This window comes from Planomicrobium sp. MB-3u-38 (genome assembly GCF_002836425.1).
Taxonomy (GTDB): Bacteria; Bacillota; Bacilli; order Bacillales_A; family Planococcaceae; genus Planococcus; species Planococcus okeanokoites.
This window is the reverse complement of sequence record NZ_PJBO01000023.1, coordinates 1-18409: the sequence shown is the minus strand read 5'-3', so window position 1 is coordinate 18409 and position 18409 is coordinate 1. Positions and strand designations below refer to the sequence as shown.

16 protein-coding genes and 1 other annotated feature are annotated in these 18409 nt (G+C 46.3%); of the genes, 5 read left to right on the top strand and 11 right to left on the bottom strand.

The features are described 5' to 3' along the window. Positions 1-7: 7 nt before the first annotated feature. From serA to CXF70_RS06750, 11 genes are all read right to left on the bottom strand, one after another. Positions 8-1600 carry a phosphoglycerate dehydrogenase gene (gene serA, locus CXF70_RS06800; protein WP_199172800.1) on the bottom strand — a complete coding sequence of 531 codons (1593 nt, stop codon included), beginning with the start codon at positions 1598-1600 and terminating at the stop codon, positions 8-10. Beyond that, a complete protein-coding gene (locus CXF70_RS06795) occupies positions 1597-2754 on the bottom strand; it encodes a pyridoxal-phosphate-dependent aminotransferase family protein (protein WP_101802026.1) in 1158 nt (385 codons plus the stop codon). The genes serA and CXF70_RS06795 overlap by 4 nt, the downstream gene beginning before the upstream one ends. Before the next feature lie 84 nt (positions 2755-2838). Further along, positions 2839-3058 (bottom strand) — a binding site (T-box leader). A 168-nt stretch (positions 3059-3226) separates the two neighbouring features. Then, positions 3227-3805 (bottom strand): TerD family protein, encoded by a 579-nt coding sequence (locus CXF70_RS06790; protein ID WP_084243990.1) that lies wholly within the window; start codon positions 3803-3805, stop codon positions 3227-3229. A 199-nt stretch (positions 3806-4004) separates the two neighbouring features. Then, the gene (locus CXF70_RS06785) at positions 4005-5081 is read right to left on the bottom strand and encodes a toxic anion resistance protein (RefSeq protein WP_101802025.1); all 1077 of its coding nucleotides are present in this window, start codon (positions 5079-5081) and stop codon (positions 4005-4007) included. Positions 5082-5100: 19 nt separating this feature from the next. Further along, a complete protein-coding gene (locus CXF70_RS06780) occupies positions 5101-6714 on the bottom strand; it encodes a YceG family protein (RefSeq protein WP_101802024.1) in 1614 nt (537 codons plus the stop codon). Between the two features lie 15 nt (positions 6715-6729). Next, a complete protein-coding gene (locus CXF70_RS06775) occupies positions 6730-7545 on the bottom strand; it encodes a hypothetical protein (protein ID WP_101802023.1) in 816 nt (271 codons plus the stop codon). Beyond that, positions 7542-8651 carry a cysteine protease StiP family protein gene (locus CXF70_RS06770; RefSeq protein ID WP_101802022.1) on the bottom strand — a complete coding sequence of 370 codons (1110 nt, stop codon included), beginning with the start codon at positions 8649-8651 and terminating at the stop codon, positions 7542-7544. The genes CXF70_RS06775 and CXF70_RS06770 overlap by 4 nt, the downstream gene beginning before the upstream one ends. 13 nt (positions 8652-8664) lie before the next feature. After that, positions 8665-10014 carry a phosphoribosyltransferase family protein gene (locus CXF70_RS06765; protein WP_101802021.1) on the bottom strand — a complete coding sequence of 450 codons (1350 nt, stop codon included), beginning with the start codon at positions 10012-10014 and terminating at the stop codon, positions 8665-8667. After that, positions 9947-11092, bottom strand: a complete 1146-nt coding sequence (locus tag CXF70_RS06760; protein ID WP_101802020.1) for an HpcH/HpaI aldolase/citrate lyase family protein — start codon at positions 11090-11092, stop codon at positions 9947-9949. Before CXF70_RS06760 ends, CXF70_RS06765 begins: the two co-directional genes overlap by 68 nt. Before the next feature lie 273 nt (positions 11093-11365). After that, positions 11366-11944 (bottom strand): TerD family protein, encoded by a 579-nt coding sequence (locus CXF70_RS06755; RefSeq protein WP_084243983.1) that lies wholly within the window; start codon positions 11942-11944, stop codon positions 11366-11368. Positions 11945-11957: 13 nt separating this feature from the next. Further along, entirely contained in the window at positions 11958-12572 is a 615-nt protein-coding gene (locus CXF70_RS06750; protein WP_084243982.1) for a TerD family protein, read from the bottom strand. A gap of 362 nt (positions 12573-12934) precedes the next feature. On the opposite strand from CXF70_RS06750, the gene CXF70_RS06745 reads away from it, so the two are divergent. From CXF70_RS06745 to CXF70_RS06725, 5 genes are all read left to right on the top strand, one after another. Further along, positions 12935-13873 carry a glycosyltransferase family 2 protein gene (locus CXF70_RS06745; protein WP_084243981.1) on the top strand — a complete coding sequence of 313 codons (939 nt, stop codon included), beginning with the start codon at positions 12935-12937 and terminating at the stop codon, positions 13871-13873. Continuing rightward, positions 13863-14258, top strand: coding sequence for a GtrA family protein (locus CXF70_RS06740; RefSeq protein WP_101802107.1), 396 nt, complete (start codon positions 13863-13865; stop codon positions 14256-14258). The genes CXF70_RS06745 and CXF70_RS06740 overlap by 11 nt, the downstream gene beginning before the upstream one ends. 18 nt (positions 14259-14276) lie before the next feature. Next, positions 14277-16865: a YfhO family protein gene (locus CXF70_RS06735; RefSeq protein WP_101802019.1), complete on the top strand. Its 2589-nt coding sequence runs from the start codon at positions 14277-14279 to the stop codon at positions 16863-16865. Between the two features lie 71 nt (positions 16866-16936). Further along, entirely contained in the window at positions 16937-17812 is an 876-nt protein-coding gene (locus CXF70_RS06730; protein ID WP_084243979.1) for an SDR family oxidoreductase, read from the top strand. Positions 17813-17919: 107 nt separating this feature from the next. Continuing rightward, positions 17920-18315 (top strand): DUF2512 family protein, encoded by a 396-nt coding sequence (locus tag CXF70_RS06725; RefSeq protein ID WP_101802018.1) that lies wholly within the window; start codon positions 17920-17922, stop codon positions 18313-18315. Positions 18316-18409 lie beyond the last annotated feature (94 nt).

Here is an 18409-nt window from a genome sequence, read left to right as displayed (position 1 = left end):
GCAACTACTATAAGTCCACCGCTTTCACCTTGTCGATCTCTGCCAATTCCTCCAATTGGCGGAGACTTTTTTCTTCAGCCGGCTTATCTATCGACAGCATCATAATGGCGGCTCCGCCTTCCGCTGAACGTCCCACCTGCATCGTCGCAATATTGACACCTTCCTGCCCAAGAAGCGTTCCTACGCGGCCGATGACGCCCGGCCGGTCGTGATGGCGGATAAATAGCAGATGCCCATCAGGAACGACATCTACAATATAATCATCAACTTTGACGATACGTGGGCCTTGGCCATTCAATAAAGCCCCGGCCGTTTTCCGTCTGCCTGTTGCCGTCAAAACTTCTACAGAAATAAGATTGGTGAAACCTTTGGATGAGGCAGACTTGTTTTCATTTACGGTAATGCCTTTTTGATGGGCAAGAAACATGGCGTTGACATCGTTCACCCGATTACCCAAATGGCGCTTGAGCAGTCCTTTCAGGACGTTGCGTGTCAAGGGACCGACTTCGAAATCGGCCAATTCACCCGAATAACTGATATTCACCTCTGTAGCCGTGCTGTCCGAAAGATCTGTCAAAAAAGCGCCTAACCGCTCAGAAAGATCAAAATAAGGTTCAATTTTCTTCATGATTTCCCTTGGCACCGACGGCAGGTTAACTGAATTCCTTACCGTCCCCGTGCTGAAATAACTGACTACATCATGGCTGACATCAATTGCCACGTTTTCCTGCGCTTCAAAAGTGCTGGCGCCAAGATGCGGAGTCGCAACGACCTCCGGCAAGTCAAGCAGCCGGAAATCGACCATCGGTTCCTGTTCAAATACATCGAGCGCCGCTCCTGCTACTTTGCCGGACTTGATCGCATCGTACAAGGCAATTTCATCGATGATGCCGCCTCGCGCGCAATTGATGATCTGCACGCCGGGTTTCATCAACTTGAAAGCTTCCGCATTTATCAGATGGCGTGTTTCCTTCAACAACGGTGTATGCACCGTTATAAAATCCGATGCCTTCAGGACTTCTTCCACTGTCCCGAAACCGATGCCCAGTTCTTCAGCCCGCTCTTGCGTCAAAAAAGGATCATAAGCGATGATGTTCATCCTTTGGCCTTTTGCCCGCACCGCAACCTCCATTCCAATCCGGCCCAATCCTACGACACCCAAAGTCTTCCCTTTCAGCTCCACCCCCACAAACGATTTCCGATCCCATTCCCGGTTGCGCAGCGCTGTAAAAGCTTGTGGAATCTTACGCGCCATCGACATCAGCATCGCAATGGTATGTTCCGCAGCGGAATTCGTATTGCCATCCGGTGCGTTCACCACGATGATCCCTTTTTCAGTGGCCGCTTCCAAATCGATATTGTCTACACCGACTCCTGCGCGTCCGATAATTTTCAGCCGCTCAGCTTTTTCAATCAGTTCCCGTGTCACTTGCGTTTTACTGCGCACAAGCAAGGCATCAAAACCGCCAATTTTTTCTGCAAGTTCCTGCGGCGTTAGCTCAGTATCGAAAACCACGCTTAACCCTTCTGCATCGCGGAGAGGAAAAATCCCTTCTTCACTCAATAGATCACTTACCAAAATTCTGTATTCCTTCATCATCCATTCGCCCCTTTCAGATATTCCTGCTGCGCTGCCCTGACACCGCTCCCAAGCTGAATTTCTCCTCCTGCTTTGGCAATGGCGATTTCAATCGCGGCTATCGCCTGCAGCATATCTGCCGGTGAACAATAGCCCATATGTCCGATGCGGAATATTTTATTTGCAAGTATCTTCTGACCGCCTGCCACTTCCATGGCAAACTCTCCTTTTAACACTTTCCGCAGCACTTCAGCGTCAAAGTCTGCCGGCTTAACGGCCGTTACAGTGGGAGAAGCATCTTTGTCCTCTGTCAAAAGCGGAACGCCGAGGGCTTTGAAAGCGGACCTCGTCATCTTCATCAGCCGGTCATGTCTTGCATAAACATTTACGAGCCCCTCCTCTTCCATCAGCTCCAGCGCTTTTTGCAGACCAAAGAGAAGTGACAGCGCCGGCGTAAATGGGGTTGTATCTTTTATCAGATTATCCTGGTGCTTTTTCAAATCCAGGTAAAACCGTGGCTGAGGATTCCTTTCGATTTTATTCCATGCACGGTCACTTACTGCAATAAACGCAAGACCCGCCGGCAGCATGAAAGCCTTTTGGGAACCGCTAACGACAATATCAAGTCCCCACTCATCCATTCTGGTTTCCACACCTCCAATGCAGGAAACGCCGTCCACAATGATCAACGCTTCAGATCTGCTCCGAATTTCAGCAGCCAACTCCTTTACCGGATTCAGGACACCTGTAGAAGTTTCACAATAAGTCATGAATACAGCCCTGATATTCGGATGTGCCTCAAATGCTTCGGTGATATCGGAAACAGTCGCCGCTTTGCCCCATTCTGTTTCAATAAGATGTGTTTGAATATTATAGGTCTTACAGATATCCGCGAAGCGCTCCCCGAAAGCACCGCTCACAATGACCAGCACTTCATCATGCGGTGCGACTGCATTGACCACGGCTGCCTCCAGTCCTGCCGTTCCGCTGGCAGTTAAAATCAGAACCTCCTGCTCTGTGCCAAAAACACGCTTCAGTTTCGGACGGATGACAGACAGCATATCGGACGTACTCTGTCCTCTGTGGCCAATCATCGGCTGCGCCATTGCACGGCTGACACTTGGCGGTATCGGGCTCGGACCCGGTATCCGCAAAATCTGCTGATCAGTCAACATAAAATCTCCCTCTTCCCTTTTCATTTTTGAATTTCAATTTCGGGAATGAACGAAAAAAAGGCCCTTCACTCCTCACATAAAGATGCAAGGGGCGAAAAGCCTTTATTCGCGGTACCACCCTAATTCGCTGCTGATGCACAGCCTCATTGGTCCAAATGCTTAACGCGCACGAAACGGAAAGGCCTACTGTGATTCGGCCCATCTATTCAGGAGTGCTGATCCGGGAGGAAAACGCTGATTTTCACCATCCATCAGCTCTCTGCAGATTTCCATACCCAGACCTTGTCTCCATCTAAATAATTTTCTGTATTGGAATTTCATCCATCATATACACATAGAAAATGATTGTCAACGAAATCTTACTATTCAGAAATCTAAGGAAGCGTTTTCATCCTTTTAGGGACTGGTCCTCCATTGAAATAAAAAATTTAAAAAAGACCGCTCCTCAAAAGAGGAACGGTCCTGATTCTGTTTATGCCAAACCGAAATCGCTGACGAGTGCAGCAAGTCCGCCCTGATAGCCGCTGCCGATTGCGTTGAATTTCCATTCGCCTCCGTGGCGGTATAATTCACCGACCACAAGCGCTGTTTCGATGGAAAAATCTTCGCCAAGGTCATAACGCAGAATTTCTTCGTTATTGCTTTCGTTCATGACACGGATGAAAGCATTGGATACCTGGCCAAAATTCTGGCCGCGGCTATCCGCTTCATGGATTGTAACCGTGAAAACAACTTTATGGATTTCAGCAGGCACATTCGGCAAGTCGACGATCACTTGCTCATCGTCCCCTTCACCTTCACCAGTCAGGTTGTCGCCTGTATGGGTAACAGAACCGTTTCCGCCAACCAGGTTGTTATAGAAAACGAAATCTTCCGGTCCGCGGGATTTGCCGTTTTCGCCTACAAGGAAAATGGACGCGTCAAGGTCGAAATCACCGCCGCCGCTATACTTGTTCGTATCCCAGCCGAGGCCTACTGTCACTTTTGTGAGTCCCGGATTTGTTTTTGTTAAGTCGATTTTTTGGCCTTTTGACAGGTTGATTGATGACATTAATAATCTCCTCCGATAACTTTATTTTATAAGAAAGCACAACTTTTTAGCTTGAGATGGCTTCGAAAGAAGCGTTTCCTTGTCCAGACTCCAGCGCCCAGCCCCTCGGGACATAAGCCAGACCAGCTATGCGGCAAAGAACACCGCTCCGCTGTTCCGTCTTATACCTGTCGGAGCTGAACGGGCGCTTCCGCTTTTCTTACTTTCGTTGTGTATCCTCATATTTCTTCTGCAATTCTTCGATGCGCAGGCGCCCTTCTTCCCGCATCTTGCGGTTTTCGTCTTCAATGGCCCGCGTATCGTTCATGCCTTGCATAATAGTCTCCCATGTCTGCTCGATGGTTTCAATCTTGATGCTCGGCTGGCCGGACATGCGAGCGATATCAACCGACTGCCGGGAAATATCATTTGCATTGTTCAATAGCATCTCGTTTGTGCGTCGGTCCAGTTCGCTCATCGATTCAGCGACCAAATTCTGGCGTTTTGCCGCGATTGCGTTGATCAGACCGGTTTTGAAAATCGGAATCGTGGTAACGAAAGCTGAATTGATTTTCCCGATCAATTTCGTGTTGCCACGCTGCAGCATACGGATTTGCGGAGCCGCCTGATAGGAAACCTGCTTCGCCATTTCCAGATCATATACGCGCTGTTCCAGAAGTTCGATGGCATTCTGCAATGAATTCAATTCCATCAATGCCATCTGGTCCCCAGTTTCCGCTTTCTTGCGGACTTCCGGTTCTTGCGCTTTCAGTTCTTCGACTTTAATATCTCCGGCTGCGATGTATTTTTCCAATTCCATGAAATATTGGAAATTCTGATCGTACAGGTTTTCCAAGGTCGTCGTCGATTTTTTCATCTCCGACTCGTATTTGGTGATTTCCACATAAACTTTATCGATTTCCGTACCCATCGTCTGGTATTTATTGAAGAGCTGTTCGATCATCTTATTTCCTTTATTGAAGATTTTGTTTAAGAAGCCTTTCTTCTCAACAAAATCCTTTTTATCGAATTTATCCATGATTCTGCCCAGCTGCTTCAACAGCTCACTGGATTCCTCCATGCTGTTCGCCTGGACAGAATTCAGGACTTTCCCTGTAAACGCTGAAATTTCATTTGCCGGTTCGCGTCCGAATTCCAATAGCTCAATCTGGTTTTTCGGATCGATCTTTGAAGCCAATTGCAGTACTTGAGGATCTTTTTTCAATTGCACTTTCAATTGGTTTTCGTCTTTCATGACGAGTTCCTGCTGTTCAATCTGGTCTGGCATCGTATTCATCATTAACCCTCCTTTGTTATTATAAGAACCTTCCGAGGAATTTCCTGACTGCTGAAGGTTCCTGGAACGGCTCATTAAAACTGCGCTCATCAAGCCAATGCACATCAAATGATTCTGTATCAACCCAACGTTCGATATCCTGATGCCCCTGCGGATTGATGATGATATTATCAAGGCCGAAGCTGTGGATCAGCGCTATGGCATTCGCATCAGCCCGGCTCAGTTCGCCATCCTTCTCTTCATTATAAAACAAAAGTGTCGGGACAAACTGCGGATAATCAAATAATTGGATCAATTGGATGACGGGATCCGGAAGTGTCATGGACTGTGAAAAAGCATACAATTGCAGATCTTCAAACGATTCACCATTCTGCGGCAGTAATATCGGTTTCTCTACATGCCTTGCGATGGCTTCGCCAATCGCCGTCTGGACTCCATCCGGCAGCTTGCTGTAGCGCCACCAATTGGATTTTTTCATTTTTTCGGGATCCAATCTGCCGTTTTTGTCCAGCGCAGCGCGATAATGAAACTGCTGATTCCCTTTGCGCTCTTCGATGAACGGGAAGCTTCTCACTAATTTCGTGTCTTCCCGTTCCGTCAATTTGTGGATATTGTCCCAGAAGCGTTTTCGATCTTTCTCAATCCCCATGACTTTAGCGAATACAACCGGAATATGGACGACGCCGCGTTCCACCGAAAAAGAAGGACGGACCATCGCGCGTTCTTTCGCAAGCATGAAAGCCTCATCAATCGTCGTTTTCAGCCGGATAGAATGTGTTACATAGGATTTAAACTGAAATGGCTTGTAAAGACCTGAGTCATCGTGATGCAGCAGCCGATCCACTTCCTGCGTCGCCCGGTAAGCCACAGTGCCGACCCGCTTAGGTTTTTCTTCCGGAAAAGGCGGTGGAGATTCAGCGTTGACCTGAAAGCTGTGGCTATGGAGATTTTCTTCACCAGCCATTTTGCCGAACCATTTCTCGCCTGTCGGATCATAAACTATGACATGGAAGCCAAACGCGGATGCCAGTTTCAGAAACCACTTTTCACTTTCTGTTGCATCGCCGTACCACAGAAAACCAGGGAGCCCTTTTTCGAGATTCAGTTTTATAAGCTCTGGCTCAATATGATTGAATGTCCATTTCACCAAATCGGTCGCGACTCTTCTGAATGACGACTGGACAGTGCTGCCGCCTGATTGTTCCTGAAATGATTTCAGCACATCGATCATGACCACTCGGAGGCGGCGGTTTAAACCAGCATCTTTCAGCCGGGGCAGCAACCCCTTGCCGTCCAGGAATGCCACGATCCTGCTGGCGGATAACCCATTTTCTTTCCGGTTCATTTCAAAAAGATCCTGAAGCGCTTTCAATCGGTCCTGCTCAATATGTTTGTTCATTTTACCGGACAGCCGAATCAGCCGCCCGCCGGCTGATTCCATCGTTTCATAAATTGACGCGAAATAATCATCTTCATCCAGCGGCAAACCGATAAATTCACCGAGAAGCTGCGGATAGGTGATATCTTCATCTTCCACTTTCGTTTCTGTATGATTGGCGACAGGCTTATTCAGCCATTCGCCAACCTTCTCCGGATCCCATGTTCTTACACGGACCGGATGCAATTGAACCATGGGTTTCCCCCCTTGCTATTTGCTCTGCATGGATATATCCGCGACTTTCGCCAATATTTCCTCGCCTGCTTTTATTCCCTGCTCTTCAGTTACAATAATGTGCCCGGAAACGTCGGCATCCGATTTCACTGCCTCACCGTGAGCAGCGAGCAAACCGGTGTCCGCGCTTTCCAGAAGATCCAGATCCAGCAGCGAATCTCCGGCAGCCACCACATAATCGGCTTTGATGCGATCTCTGACATATTCCATCGCTGCAGCTTTCGTTATACTTTCAGGCATCAAATAGAGCTTTCTTCCCTGCAGCGAAATCCCCCATCCGATTTCATGAAAAATTTCTGTATAATAGGATAGTTTGTCTTCCGGAAAACGTGCTCTGTCCACAATCAGGTAGACAAACCAGTCTTCTGCCCGTCTCACGCGCAGCACCCAATCTTCATCAAAATGCTGCTGGATCACCGGCATCAATTCTTCGATGACCGTCTTTTTGCTGACACATTGCTTCCGGATATCGGTCGACCATTCCTTGATGGGTTCACCGTTTTCCAGAATGACAGCGCCATTTGAGATGATCGCGAATTGCGGCGGTTCATCGCCTTCATAAATTCCGGTCACCCGTTCATATTGTTCGCGTGTCCGGGTCGTAACCGGAACGAATATGGTGTTTTCTTCCAACTCCCATAAAGCAGCCTGGCTTTGTTCGGTCATGAAAGATTGCGGCTTTCCTTCAAAGCGTTCGACTTCGATCAATTCTTCAGGCTTTACTTCATTGCCCATGGATCTCCGTGAGTAAATCAGTGTCTGGTCGAGATCGCTTGCGAATAATAATGTCATATTTCTTTCCCCGATTTGATCAGGCCAATTGAACGGTAAAATAAATCAGGCACTTCTTCCACTGGAACATCCTTTTCTTCGGCAAGAATCAGGATATGCTTTACATCCGGATGCTCGATATCTCTGACCAATACTTTCCATGGATTTCTCCGGAGCAAAACACGCGTAGTTTCACCAACACCAGGCTTTACCAGATGGTAATCCGTTTCACTGTACATGCTGCGACCGATTTCTTCGACTTCTTTCATGCCTTCCCACGTACGTTCCGCAGTTACAGGAGTGCTGTATGCTTCCTCTTCGGATGCTTTGCTGGTTTCGGCAAAACAGCTTGTCACCTGATCAACAAAATCATTCGAAAGGTCTTCACTTAATAATTCGCCATAAAATTTCGCGCCGTGATAATCCTCGGGACCGATATACCGGTCGTTCAGGATTGTTCGGCTCACCAGACCTGAAACTGTAGAATTCAAGCATGCGCTTGGAATCAGAAAATCTTCTCTCGTACCGAACAATACGGCACAGGCGCCAGGATCGGCGAGCACAGCCATGTCATCTTGCAGATCAGTGCCGTATTCGCGGTTCAGCGAAGAGAGCGATTTCGTCAATTCCTTCTGGATAGCGCCTTTCCCTGTCCACCCGTCAATAAATTGAATACGGCTGCCGGGATGCTTTTCCAGAATCGTTCCGATGGCTTTTTCATCTATTCCCTTATCGCGTAAAATCGAGACGCTGTAATGCGGCCATTTCATACCCATCATATGTTCCGCGTATCGTTTGATCAAGATGCCGATAGGACTTCCAGCACGCGCCAGTGAAACCAGCACAATATCGTCTGTTCCGGCATTCAATTGGATCCTTCTTGCCACAACTCCGACAAGATGGCTCAATTGTTTTTTTGTCTGCTGCACAGATTGATGATAAAGTTTTGTATACTCTTCGGATGGCCGGTATTCGACTGGAAGCCGCTCAGCATAATGGCCGCCTGTCTGCACTGCATTTTCGCGCTCTTCCAATGAGCTTTCCTCAAAATCATCCGTGACATCTTTCAGTAAAAATGTAATATCGTTCTCGGGATAGCTTGTTTTCACTAAACCAGCAGTAATCATCAGGCCACCTCTTTCATTTTTTGTCTGTCAGAACGAGCCACTCGACTGGCGCTTTTTTTTCAAGATATGAAATCAGCGGCTGCCAGCTTGCTTCGTCCGCAACAGATTCAGCCAACAGATAAATTCTATCAGCGTCGATTCTGCTTATATTATAAAGGAATTGATTGACATCGTCGGTATCCGGCAACTTAAAGCGAACTTTCTCTTTAATCGGGTAACCGTCTTCTTCAGCAGCAAAAATAGGGCTTCTTGTGGTTGTCTGAACCGATGCATCTCCACCAAGCGCTAAAGCGAACCGAAGAGGCAAATACATATTCTCCCCTATTCCAATCACCAGCGGTTTCTTGCTGGCAGGTACTGTTTTTGCCAATTGTTCAGCCCATCTTCCGATTTCTGAATGGCTGCTGCTCGATAATCCGAAGCGGCCGGTAAATGGCAGATATCGCTGGCCTGTAGCTGATTGCAGCTCAATCGCCTGAACTTGCATCGAGCGGCCAGGAGTCTTTTGACCCGAACCTTTCAGTTCGGCAATCTCCTTTTCACCAGGTGATTCACTATATTTCAGGTCAAATTCCCCTTTAAGCAACGACAAGACGTCGACAGTCAGATTACGTGCTGCCGCCATGTCCTCAAGCTTTCGCTTTTGGCCCTCGCTCCGCCAATCAAGAATAGAGAGGGATATGTATTTCTTGCCTGGAAATTGGGAATCCAATGCGGTGATTAAATTCACTAAAGTGTTGCCTGTCGAAATCTCATCATCGATCAGAATAATGGTATCCGCTTCTTCCAGCATTCCCGCCGGTGCATAAACTTTGTGTGAAGTGGCGTGTGAATGTTCTTCTTCAAACACAAAAGCGGGAGATGCCCCGATAATTTCCTCCCTGGTCGTATGGATATAAGCGGCTTCATCAAAGTGATGAAAAACAGAATGTCCCAGACCAGTGGCTGTTTCCGCCATTCCAATGAAAACAGTTTTATCCGGCAAAGCCGTTCGGTATGCAAGTGTTTCATGGCTTGCTTCGAGACAGGCTTTTCCTGACTCAATCATTTCCACGATTTTTTTGTGCTGCGGAATTGGCTGCAAACCTGCTTTCTCCATTAATAATGAAGCAAGAAGACTGCCGGTTCCCAGCGCTATTGATGGATGAACCGCCAAATGTTTTGCAATTAATTTGCTGACAAATAGAAATTGCCTTTTTTTATTGACCCGCAATGCCACGGAAAATAGGGATTCCATTGGCAAATCCCCATAACTTTCCGTTGCGGACACTTCTATGTCCATTTTATCCCAGTACTTATACCTGGTTTGCAAGTTGTTTTGCTCGTATGTGATTGAGGACGTCGATTGGTTTGTAGTATTCATTCAGCACCCCATATATTTCCGCTTGAGCAGCCACTTTTTTCGCCCAGCTCAGGTGCGGTTTTACTTCGTTCATTTTATTGCGCTGCGGGCTTTGCAGGATTCCATTAAAAGTATCGCTTTTCGCCAAAATGAGCATTGCGTCTTCGTATGTTTCATGTGAGATGATATGCCCCGCATTCACAATCGCAATCTGAGAAGGATGAATGCAAGTTTTCCCTTTAAATCCGTTCAGAACATCCAATTGCACTTCTTCCCAAAGAACTTTCTCCGGTTTCGAAGAAAGCCATGCATCCGTTTCTGCCGTGAAATATTCATAAACTGGTCCCGAAACAATAAAGCCGTCTTCAGCTTTCGTAAATTTATTGAGTATTGAAATCAGGCAATCCCTGATCAAGTGAACATCGTAAATTGTGCGTTCCACCGGACGCCGAAGACCATAAAGGCTTGAGAAATCAGTGGCTCCAACCCTGATTGTCAAAATACGGTCTTTTTCATGCCGTAATTTGCTGTAAATATCCATTAATGCCTGTTCACGCGTTTCAGCGAACAGCACTTCTTCCGTTTCAAGAAGAGGCAATGCATACAATTTTCTGCCTGCACTTTCGCTGGCGCGGTCCAGAGCTGAGAAAAAAGGTTCCAGATCCGCAGCCTGCACTTTAGGAAGCACAATGCCAGTAAGCATGCCAAGTGAACTGCCCGCCAATTTTGTTAATTTATCCAATTGGCCAGAATTTCGAATACGCAAAAACAGCAACGGGCTGCCTTCAATATGTGATTGGGACGCTTGCTCAAGCTCTTTCAGTTGTGAAACAACATTCGCTTCCGCTGATTCCAATTCGGTATCAGCCACCGCGTCTTCCAGGCAGATCATCAATGTCGCCAATCCTGAAAATGTGTCCCGCCGATAACTTCCGGCTATAATCTTAGCTGCGAAATCAGGTCTTGAGCCTGGTGTGTAGAGCGCTGCCCCCAACGCCAGCCCAAGTTTTTCCCGATCCGTATCTCGATTAAATTCTGCCGGGGGGTATTTAAAAAACGTCTGTAACTCAGAATCATCTAATGCATTAAAATGTCTCATTATGAAATCCTCCCGGCACAATTATAAAGAAAAGCGTAAGCGCCCGTTTAGATTCGAAAGGCATAAGACGCTCTGGCGAAGCGGCGTGTTTTCAGCCGCACAGCCAGAGTGGCTTATGATCTCGAGAATCTGGGCGCTGGAGTCTAGACACCGCATCTCTGCTTATCAAGACCTCTCAGAAAACAAGTTCTTACTTATAATCAACTGCATACTTCCATCAGAATTGAGAAAAAAAGCAAGGAGCCCAGCCCCTTGCTTTTTCAACTTGCCAGATCAGCTGTCGAGTCCAAAGTCCTTAACCAGCGACCCAAGGCCGCCTTGATAGCCGCTTCCGATTGCATTGAACTTCCACTCCCCGCCGTGACGGTATAATTCACCTACGACGATAGCAGTTTCGATGGAGAAATCCTCTCCCAAATCATAACGGATCAGTTCCTCATTTGTATCTTCATTGAGAATGCGTACATAGGAATTGCTTACCTGTCCAAAATTCTGGGCTCTTGCTTCACCATCATGGATGGTGATGGCAAAAGTGACTTTTTCGATGGCAGAAGGAACAGCAGAAAGATCCACTTTGACTTGTTCATCGTCGCCTTCGCCTTCGCCTGTGCGGTTATCGCCTGTGTGCTCAACTGCACCAGCGGCACCTTTTGTATTATTATAGAAAATAAAATCAGCTTCTGATGAGGCTTTGCCTTCCGCATTCAACAGGAAAACCGAAGAATCGAGGTCAAAATCTTTGCCGCCGTCATATTTATTCGTATCCCAGCCTAGTCCTACCACTACTTTCGACAAGCCTGGATTGCTTTTAGTCAAATCTACTTTTTGTCCTTTTGATAAGTTAATTGCCATTCCAAATCACTCCTTATGCATATTTATTGGCAATTGCGCCAATATCAGAATCGGTCGTTCCTTCGCCTACAGCAGAGAATTTCCATTCGCTGCCCTGACGATATAATTCACCAGGAATCAGTGAGGTTTTGCCGGAATAATTTTCTGTCAGATTATAATGGATCAATTCTTCTCTGGTCTGGTTATCGACCAGACGGATAAAAGCATTTTCAATCATGCCGAAATCCTGTTTTTTCTGTTTCGCATTATAAATGTTCACAACGAAAATCAAGCGATGGATTGACGGGGAGATTTTTTTAAGATCAATATTGATCGTTTCATCATCGCCTTCGCCTTCACCGGTAAGATTATCGCCTGAATGCACAACACTGCCGTCGCGGCTTTGCTTGTTTCCGAAATAAATAAGGTTTTCCTTGCCTTTGAGTTTTCCATTTTCATCAAGCATGATGACTGAAGCGTCACAGTCGATATCCGAACCGCCGCCTCCACCGCCAAGCAGAGAACTCAAGAACCCGCCGCTTTTTTTCGTTTCTACAGGATCCCATCCAAGTCCGACCATGATGCTTGAAAGAGATGAACGTCCTTTTGTTAAATCGATCTTTTGACCTTTTACTAAATTAATAGCCACTGTTAACACTCTCCATTCATCTTTATGTATTCTATTGTTAATACTATTGATATATGCGGAAAATTTCAATTCTAAGGGTTGAAGCGCCCATTTGCGGCAAACTGCCTCCAAGCTTAAACCTAGCATCTTCCATTTTGCGTGTCAATCGGTTTAAGCGGAATTTTCAGAATTATTAAGTGCTGTTTTCAATTTCCGCGATCATTATAGTTATACGTCCCACTTCAAGGAAAGTTTCATCTTTTATAGTTCAAAAGACAGGATAAATATAAAATCCCCTGCTCTTTTGCACATACTTTACCTCTAAATCGGGTATACATCGCAAGGAGCTACTATCATATAAAATTTAGGAGGAGAGTCCAGATATGAAGCTGATCTCTATTATAGTTCCAGCCTACAACGAAGAAGAAAACATCTCTCCCATCTACGAAAAACTAGTCCAGGAACTTACAGCTGTTCCATATAGATATGAAATTCTATTCGTTAATGACGGCAGCCGGGACGGCACCCTGAAAGAAATACTCAAGCTTGCCGAACAGCAGAACAATGTAAAATATATTTCTTTCACCCGAAATTTCGGTAAAGAAGCCGCGATCCTTGCCGGATTGAAAAGAGTCAAAGGAGACGCCGCTATTTTAATGGACAGCGACATGCAGCACCCACCGACTCTTATCTCGGAATTGCTCCTGGGATTTGAGGAAGGGTTCCATCAGGTGGTTGCGAAACGGACAAGGACAGGTGATCCGAAGGTTCGTACATTTTTGTCCAGTCTCTATTACAAAGTGATCAATTCAATTACCGATGTCGATCTGGCGGACGGCGAAGGGGATTTCCGTTTAATGAGCAGAAAAGCGATTGATTCCCTTCTACTGCTAAGTGAAAACAACCGCTTTTCAAAAGGTTTATTTTCCTGGATAGGGCTCAGCAAAAAGACCATCTGCTATGAGAACGTTCTTCGCGAAGGCGGCGATTCCAAATGGTCATTCGGCAGCCTGCTCAATTACGGGATAGACGGAATCATCTCTTTCAACACCAAGCCGTTGCGTATTTGCTTTTATACAGGCTTCATCGTCCTTTTTCTTTCCCTCGTTTATATTGCATATACTTTGTATGGCATTTCTCAAAGAGGAATCATTGCTCCCGGCTATTTCACTACCATCACCGCCATCCTGGTGCTCGGTGGCATCCAATTGATCAGCCTTGGCGTAATCGGAGAATATATCGGACGCATCTATAATGAAACAAAACGACGACCGAACTTCCTGGTGGATATCAGCAATGTGGATGAATACGATGAGTCTTAAATCGCTGAATACTGAATTCACCCGTTTCCTGTTTGTCGGTGTCATCAATACGCTGAGTTATTATTCCATCTACCTGATTCTCCATAATCTTTTTTCACTGCCATACATGCTCGCACATATAGTCGGTTTTCTAATCAGCCTGAACATCTCTTTTTTTCTGAACACTTACGTAACGTATAGAGTAAAGCCCACTTTAAAGAAATACTTGTTTTTCCCCTTGACGCAAGTAGTCAATATGACAGTATCAACCGTTCTTATTTTCATATTTGTTGAGTACCTGAAGTTGAACAGCAACATCGCCCCTTTTGCAGCGGTGATTTTTACAGTGCCCATCACTTTCATCGTTTCCAGCAAAATCATGAAAGATCCGGTGCGGCAGAAATAAATTAAAGTCGGTGAATCCATGTTCAAAAAACATCCTTACTGGTCTCTCCTGGCAATCAGCTTTGCGCTTGCCGTCCTGGCCCACGGTGCCTTCCTTTATCAATGGACTCAGGGGCAGTACATGACCGGCATCAACGATGGCCTGTCACAGATGATGCCATTCAAACATCTTCTATATGAACAATATACAAAGGGTGAATTTTTCTATTCCTTTGATTTTGGATTAGGCGCAGGCACATTCAGCGAATTGGCCTATTATTTTTCCACATCCATTGTCTTTCTGATCACCATTCCTTTTGTCTGGCTGCTGGATATTGCAGGCCTCGTCCAGGAAACTGACGTGTTATTCTGGGCAAACGCGGCGGTTTTCATCAGTGTAATCCGCATGACATTTGTGCTGTTCATCACATCACGCGTTTTCATGTACATGAAGATCCCGTATTGGCCGGCGTGGATCGGCGCTTCCGTTTACGGCATATCAGGGATGTTTTTCCGGCACACCGTATACTGGGAATTTTTCGCTGATTCATTTTTGTGGCTTCCCCTTCTTATACTGGGAATCGAGAAAATCTTCAGGGAACAAAAACCGGGCTGGTTTCTTATGGCGGTTTCCATATCGTTCTTTGATAATTTCTATTTTGCCTATATCAATTTCCTGCTGTCCGCCATCTATATCCTTTTCCGGCTGTTCATTCCATTAAGTTCAGCTGAGAATAATAAGAAAAAGAAATTGCTGACATTCATGGGTGCCGGCATCATCGGGTTCGGCATCGGCGCGGTGGCATTCATTCCTGCGGTTTATGCATACTTGAATAATCACCGTCCGCCCTTCCAACAGGAGATTCCGATTTTCGACCCTTTCGACAATATCCTTTATACAAGCCGCTATATTATTTTGCCGGCGCTTTTTGTGCTGTTCTTATTCATGTTCCGTTTTTATGGCAATAAAACCTTCCGCCTGTTTGCGCTGCTGGGAATCGCAGGGATAGTGATGCATTTAAGCCCTTTTGTCAGCAGCGTGTTCAACGGATTTTCCGCCCCGCAGTACCGCTGGGAATACTTCATTTCGTTCGTAGCCGGCGGAGCGATTGCCAGTGGACTTACAATGCTGAATGATATTTCACGCCGTAATTTCTATTTGGCAGCGGGGCTTGCCGGCTTTATCTATCTCATCTATGCGTTACTGGATCCTGCACTGGAATTTGAATGGATGGAAACGGGACTTGTTCTTGGCGGTCTGCTGCTGTCAATCGCCGCTGTCTGGACAGCGTTCCGTTTCAATAAATCCGGGACGCTGATTATTGTTGGACCTGTTTTATTAGCATGGCTGATCGCCTATGCGAATTTCTACCAATCCGAAAAAATAATGGAGATGGGCAACGTCGACCAGGTGAGTAAGGAACTGATTACCGGTGAAGATTATGACGATCCGGAAATTCGCGGCCTGCTCGAACAGATCCATGAGCGTGAGAATGATGAAATGTACCGCATCGAATGGATGCAGGGCGTTCGGAATAACACGCCGATTGTCCAGGATTTTCAAGGCTTGAGTGCCTATTCGAGTATATTGAACAAAAACCTGCTGTATTTTTATTTGTATGACATGGAAATAGATATGCAGCGCGAGAGCGTCAGCCGCTATGCGACGCTTGGCAATCGCGCCAACCTCTTCAGCCTTGTGCGCGGGAAATACATCATCCGACCGGCTGATGACAGCAATATTCCATATGGTTTCAAAGAGCTGCTTGAATCCGAAAATTATAAGGTATACGAAAACGGAAATGTCCTGCCCTTTGCACGGGGCGCAACCGAATTCTATTCGGAAGACAAACTGTCGATGCATCCGCCTTTGGTACGCGAACACGCTATGCTTAACGGCATTGTTCTGAATACGGAAGAAGAAGGCAGTCCGATCCAGGTAACAGGCGATATAACATCAAAATTCACCATCGAAGAAAAAGAGGCAAGCTATGACGACGGCATTCTGGAGGTTACAGGTGAAACCGGCGGCATCGATCTCGTTTGGGAAGATCCTGCTGAAGGTCAAGGAGACCTCTACGTATCATTCAACCTTGTTAATACTGCTGAAGATGAAGGTTTCAATCTGACAGTCAACGACTACGTCACTTCCCGCAAATCAAATCAATCGGTATACAAGACTTATGTGGATGATCTGACCATCCGGGTGCCTTATCAGGAGCGCGTAGAGATCCGCGTACCGGAAGGGCGATACTTTTTGACGGAAATCCAATTATTCGAAGAAGATTATGACACTCTGGAAAGAGAAGTAGATGAAACTGCGGGGCTGAAGGAGCTTGAAATAGACGGCAGCCGGGTTGAAATCCTTTACGACAATATTGCAGACGACGATTATCTGTCTGCCGTGATCCCTTATGAAAAGGGATGGAGTGCGACGGTGAACGGAGTTGACGTTGAGGTACTGAAAGCCAATTATGCATTTGTCGGTGTTCCGATTGAAGCGGGCGAAAATCACATCGTCTTTACTTATCGCCCGCCGTTTTTCGTCCCTTCACTGATACTGAGTGTTCTGTCGCTCTTCTTTGCGATGTTTTGGCTATTCAGAAAAAAACATGCTGATTCTGAATAGCGTCAGAGCGTTTAGCTGAATGAGCAGCGGGAATAGGAAAGTCATGGAATCCACTTTCAGGAGGAGATAATATGGCTAAAGATAAATACGAAAAAATTGATGAAGCAATTGACCCGCAGGAACAAGGCAAGCAGCCGGGAGTTGAAAAACAGATGGACCCGGAGCCCATCTATGATGATAAGGATTATAAAGGCGCCGATAAGCTGAAAGGCAAGACTGCTTTGATCACTGGCGGCGACAGCGGCATCGGACGGGCAGTTGCCGTCGCATTCGCCAAAGAAGGCGCCAACATTGCGATTGCATATCTTGATGAACACGATGACGCTGATGAAACGGTTAAAGCTGTTGAGTCCTATGATGTCAAATGCATGAAGTTTGCGACGGACATCAGCAAAGTCGAAAATTGCAATCAGCTGGTCGTTGATGTCATCGGAGAGTTCGGCCAATTGAATGTTCTTGTGAACAATGCCGGGAAGCAGTTTCCGCAAGATGATTTCCTGAACATTTCAGAGGATCAGCTCCGCGAAACTTTCGAGACGAATATCTTTTCGATGTTCTTTTTGACGCAAGCGGCTATTCCGCACATGCAAAAAGGAGATTCGATCATCAACACCTCATCAGTGACAGCTTACCGCGGATCTCCGACATTAATCGATTACTCAGCGACCAAAGGAGCCATTACAGCGTTTACCAGATCCCTTTCCGCTAATCTTATCGATGACGGCATCCGCGTAAATTCTGTCGCTCCAGGACCGATTTGGACACCGTTGATCCCGGCTACTTTCGATGCCGAAAAAGTCGGCGAACACGGAGGCGATACACCAATGGAGCGCCGCGGCCAGCCTGCAGAATTAGCACCGGCTTACGTATATCTGGCATCTAAAGATTCCACCTACGTAACTGGAGAGACCATCCACGTAAACGGTGGAGACTTCATCAGTTCCTAACCAAAAAACCCTCTTTTGAGGGTCTTTTTTTGTCTATTCGCGATTCTATTGTAAAAAAACTGGGTATACAGCGCATAACTATAAAAATATTCCAGGAGGTATATCAGATGAAGTATATTGAGGCTCTGCTTATCAAGTTCGCTATGATTTTCTCGGCTCTCTTTATTATTCTGGGCCTGGCTTTTGGCGTTGAACTTTATGAAATATTCATTATAAGCCTTATCATTACAGCAGTTGGATTTGTAGGGGACTTGATCATCTACCCGAAAACATCGAATAAGATCGCGACTGGCGGAGATTTCGTCATCGTCTTTCTGGCAGTTTGGCTGCTGGGATTATGGCTGATTGCGAATCCTGATTTTTCATTGATCATGGCCGCCCTTTTCTCTGCTTTGCTTATTGCAGCCGGCGAATGGTTCTTCCACATTTATTTGACGAAACGTGTTTGGGAGCACAAGGAAACTTCCCATACTACTGAGCATGACGAGCCGAGACAGTCATGACTAATAAAAGCGACAGCGCCCGTTAAGCTCTGAAAGGCATAAGACGGATCAGCAGAGTGGCGTTCTTTGCCACGGCAGCTGAGTTGGCTTATGA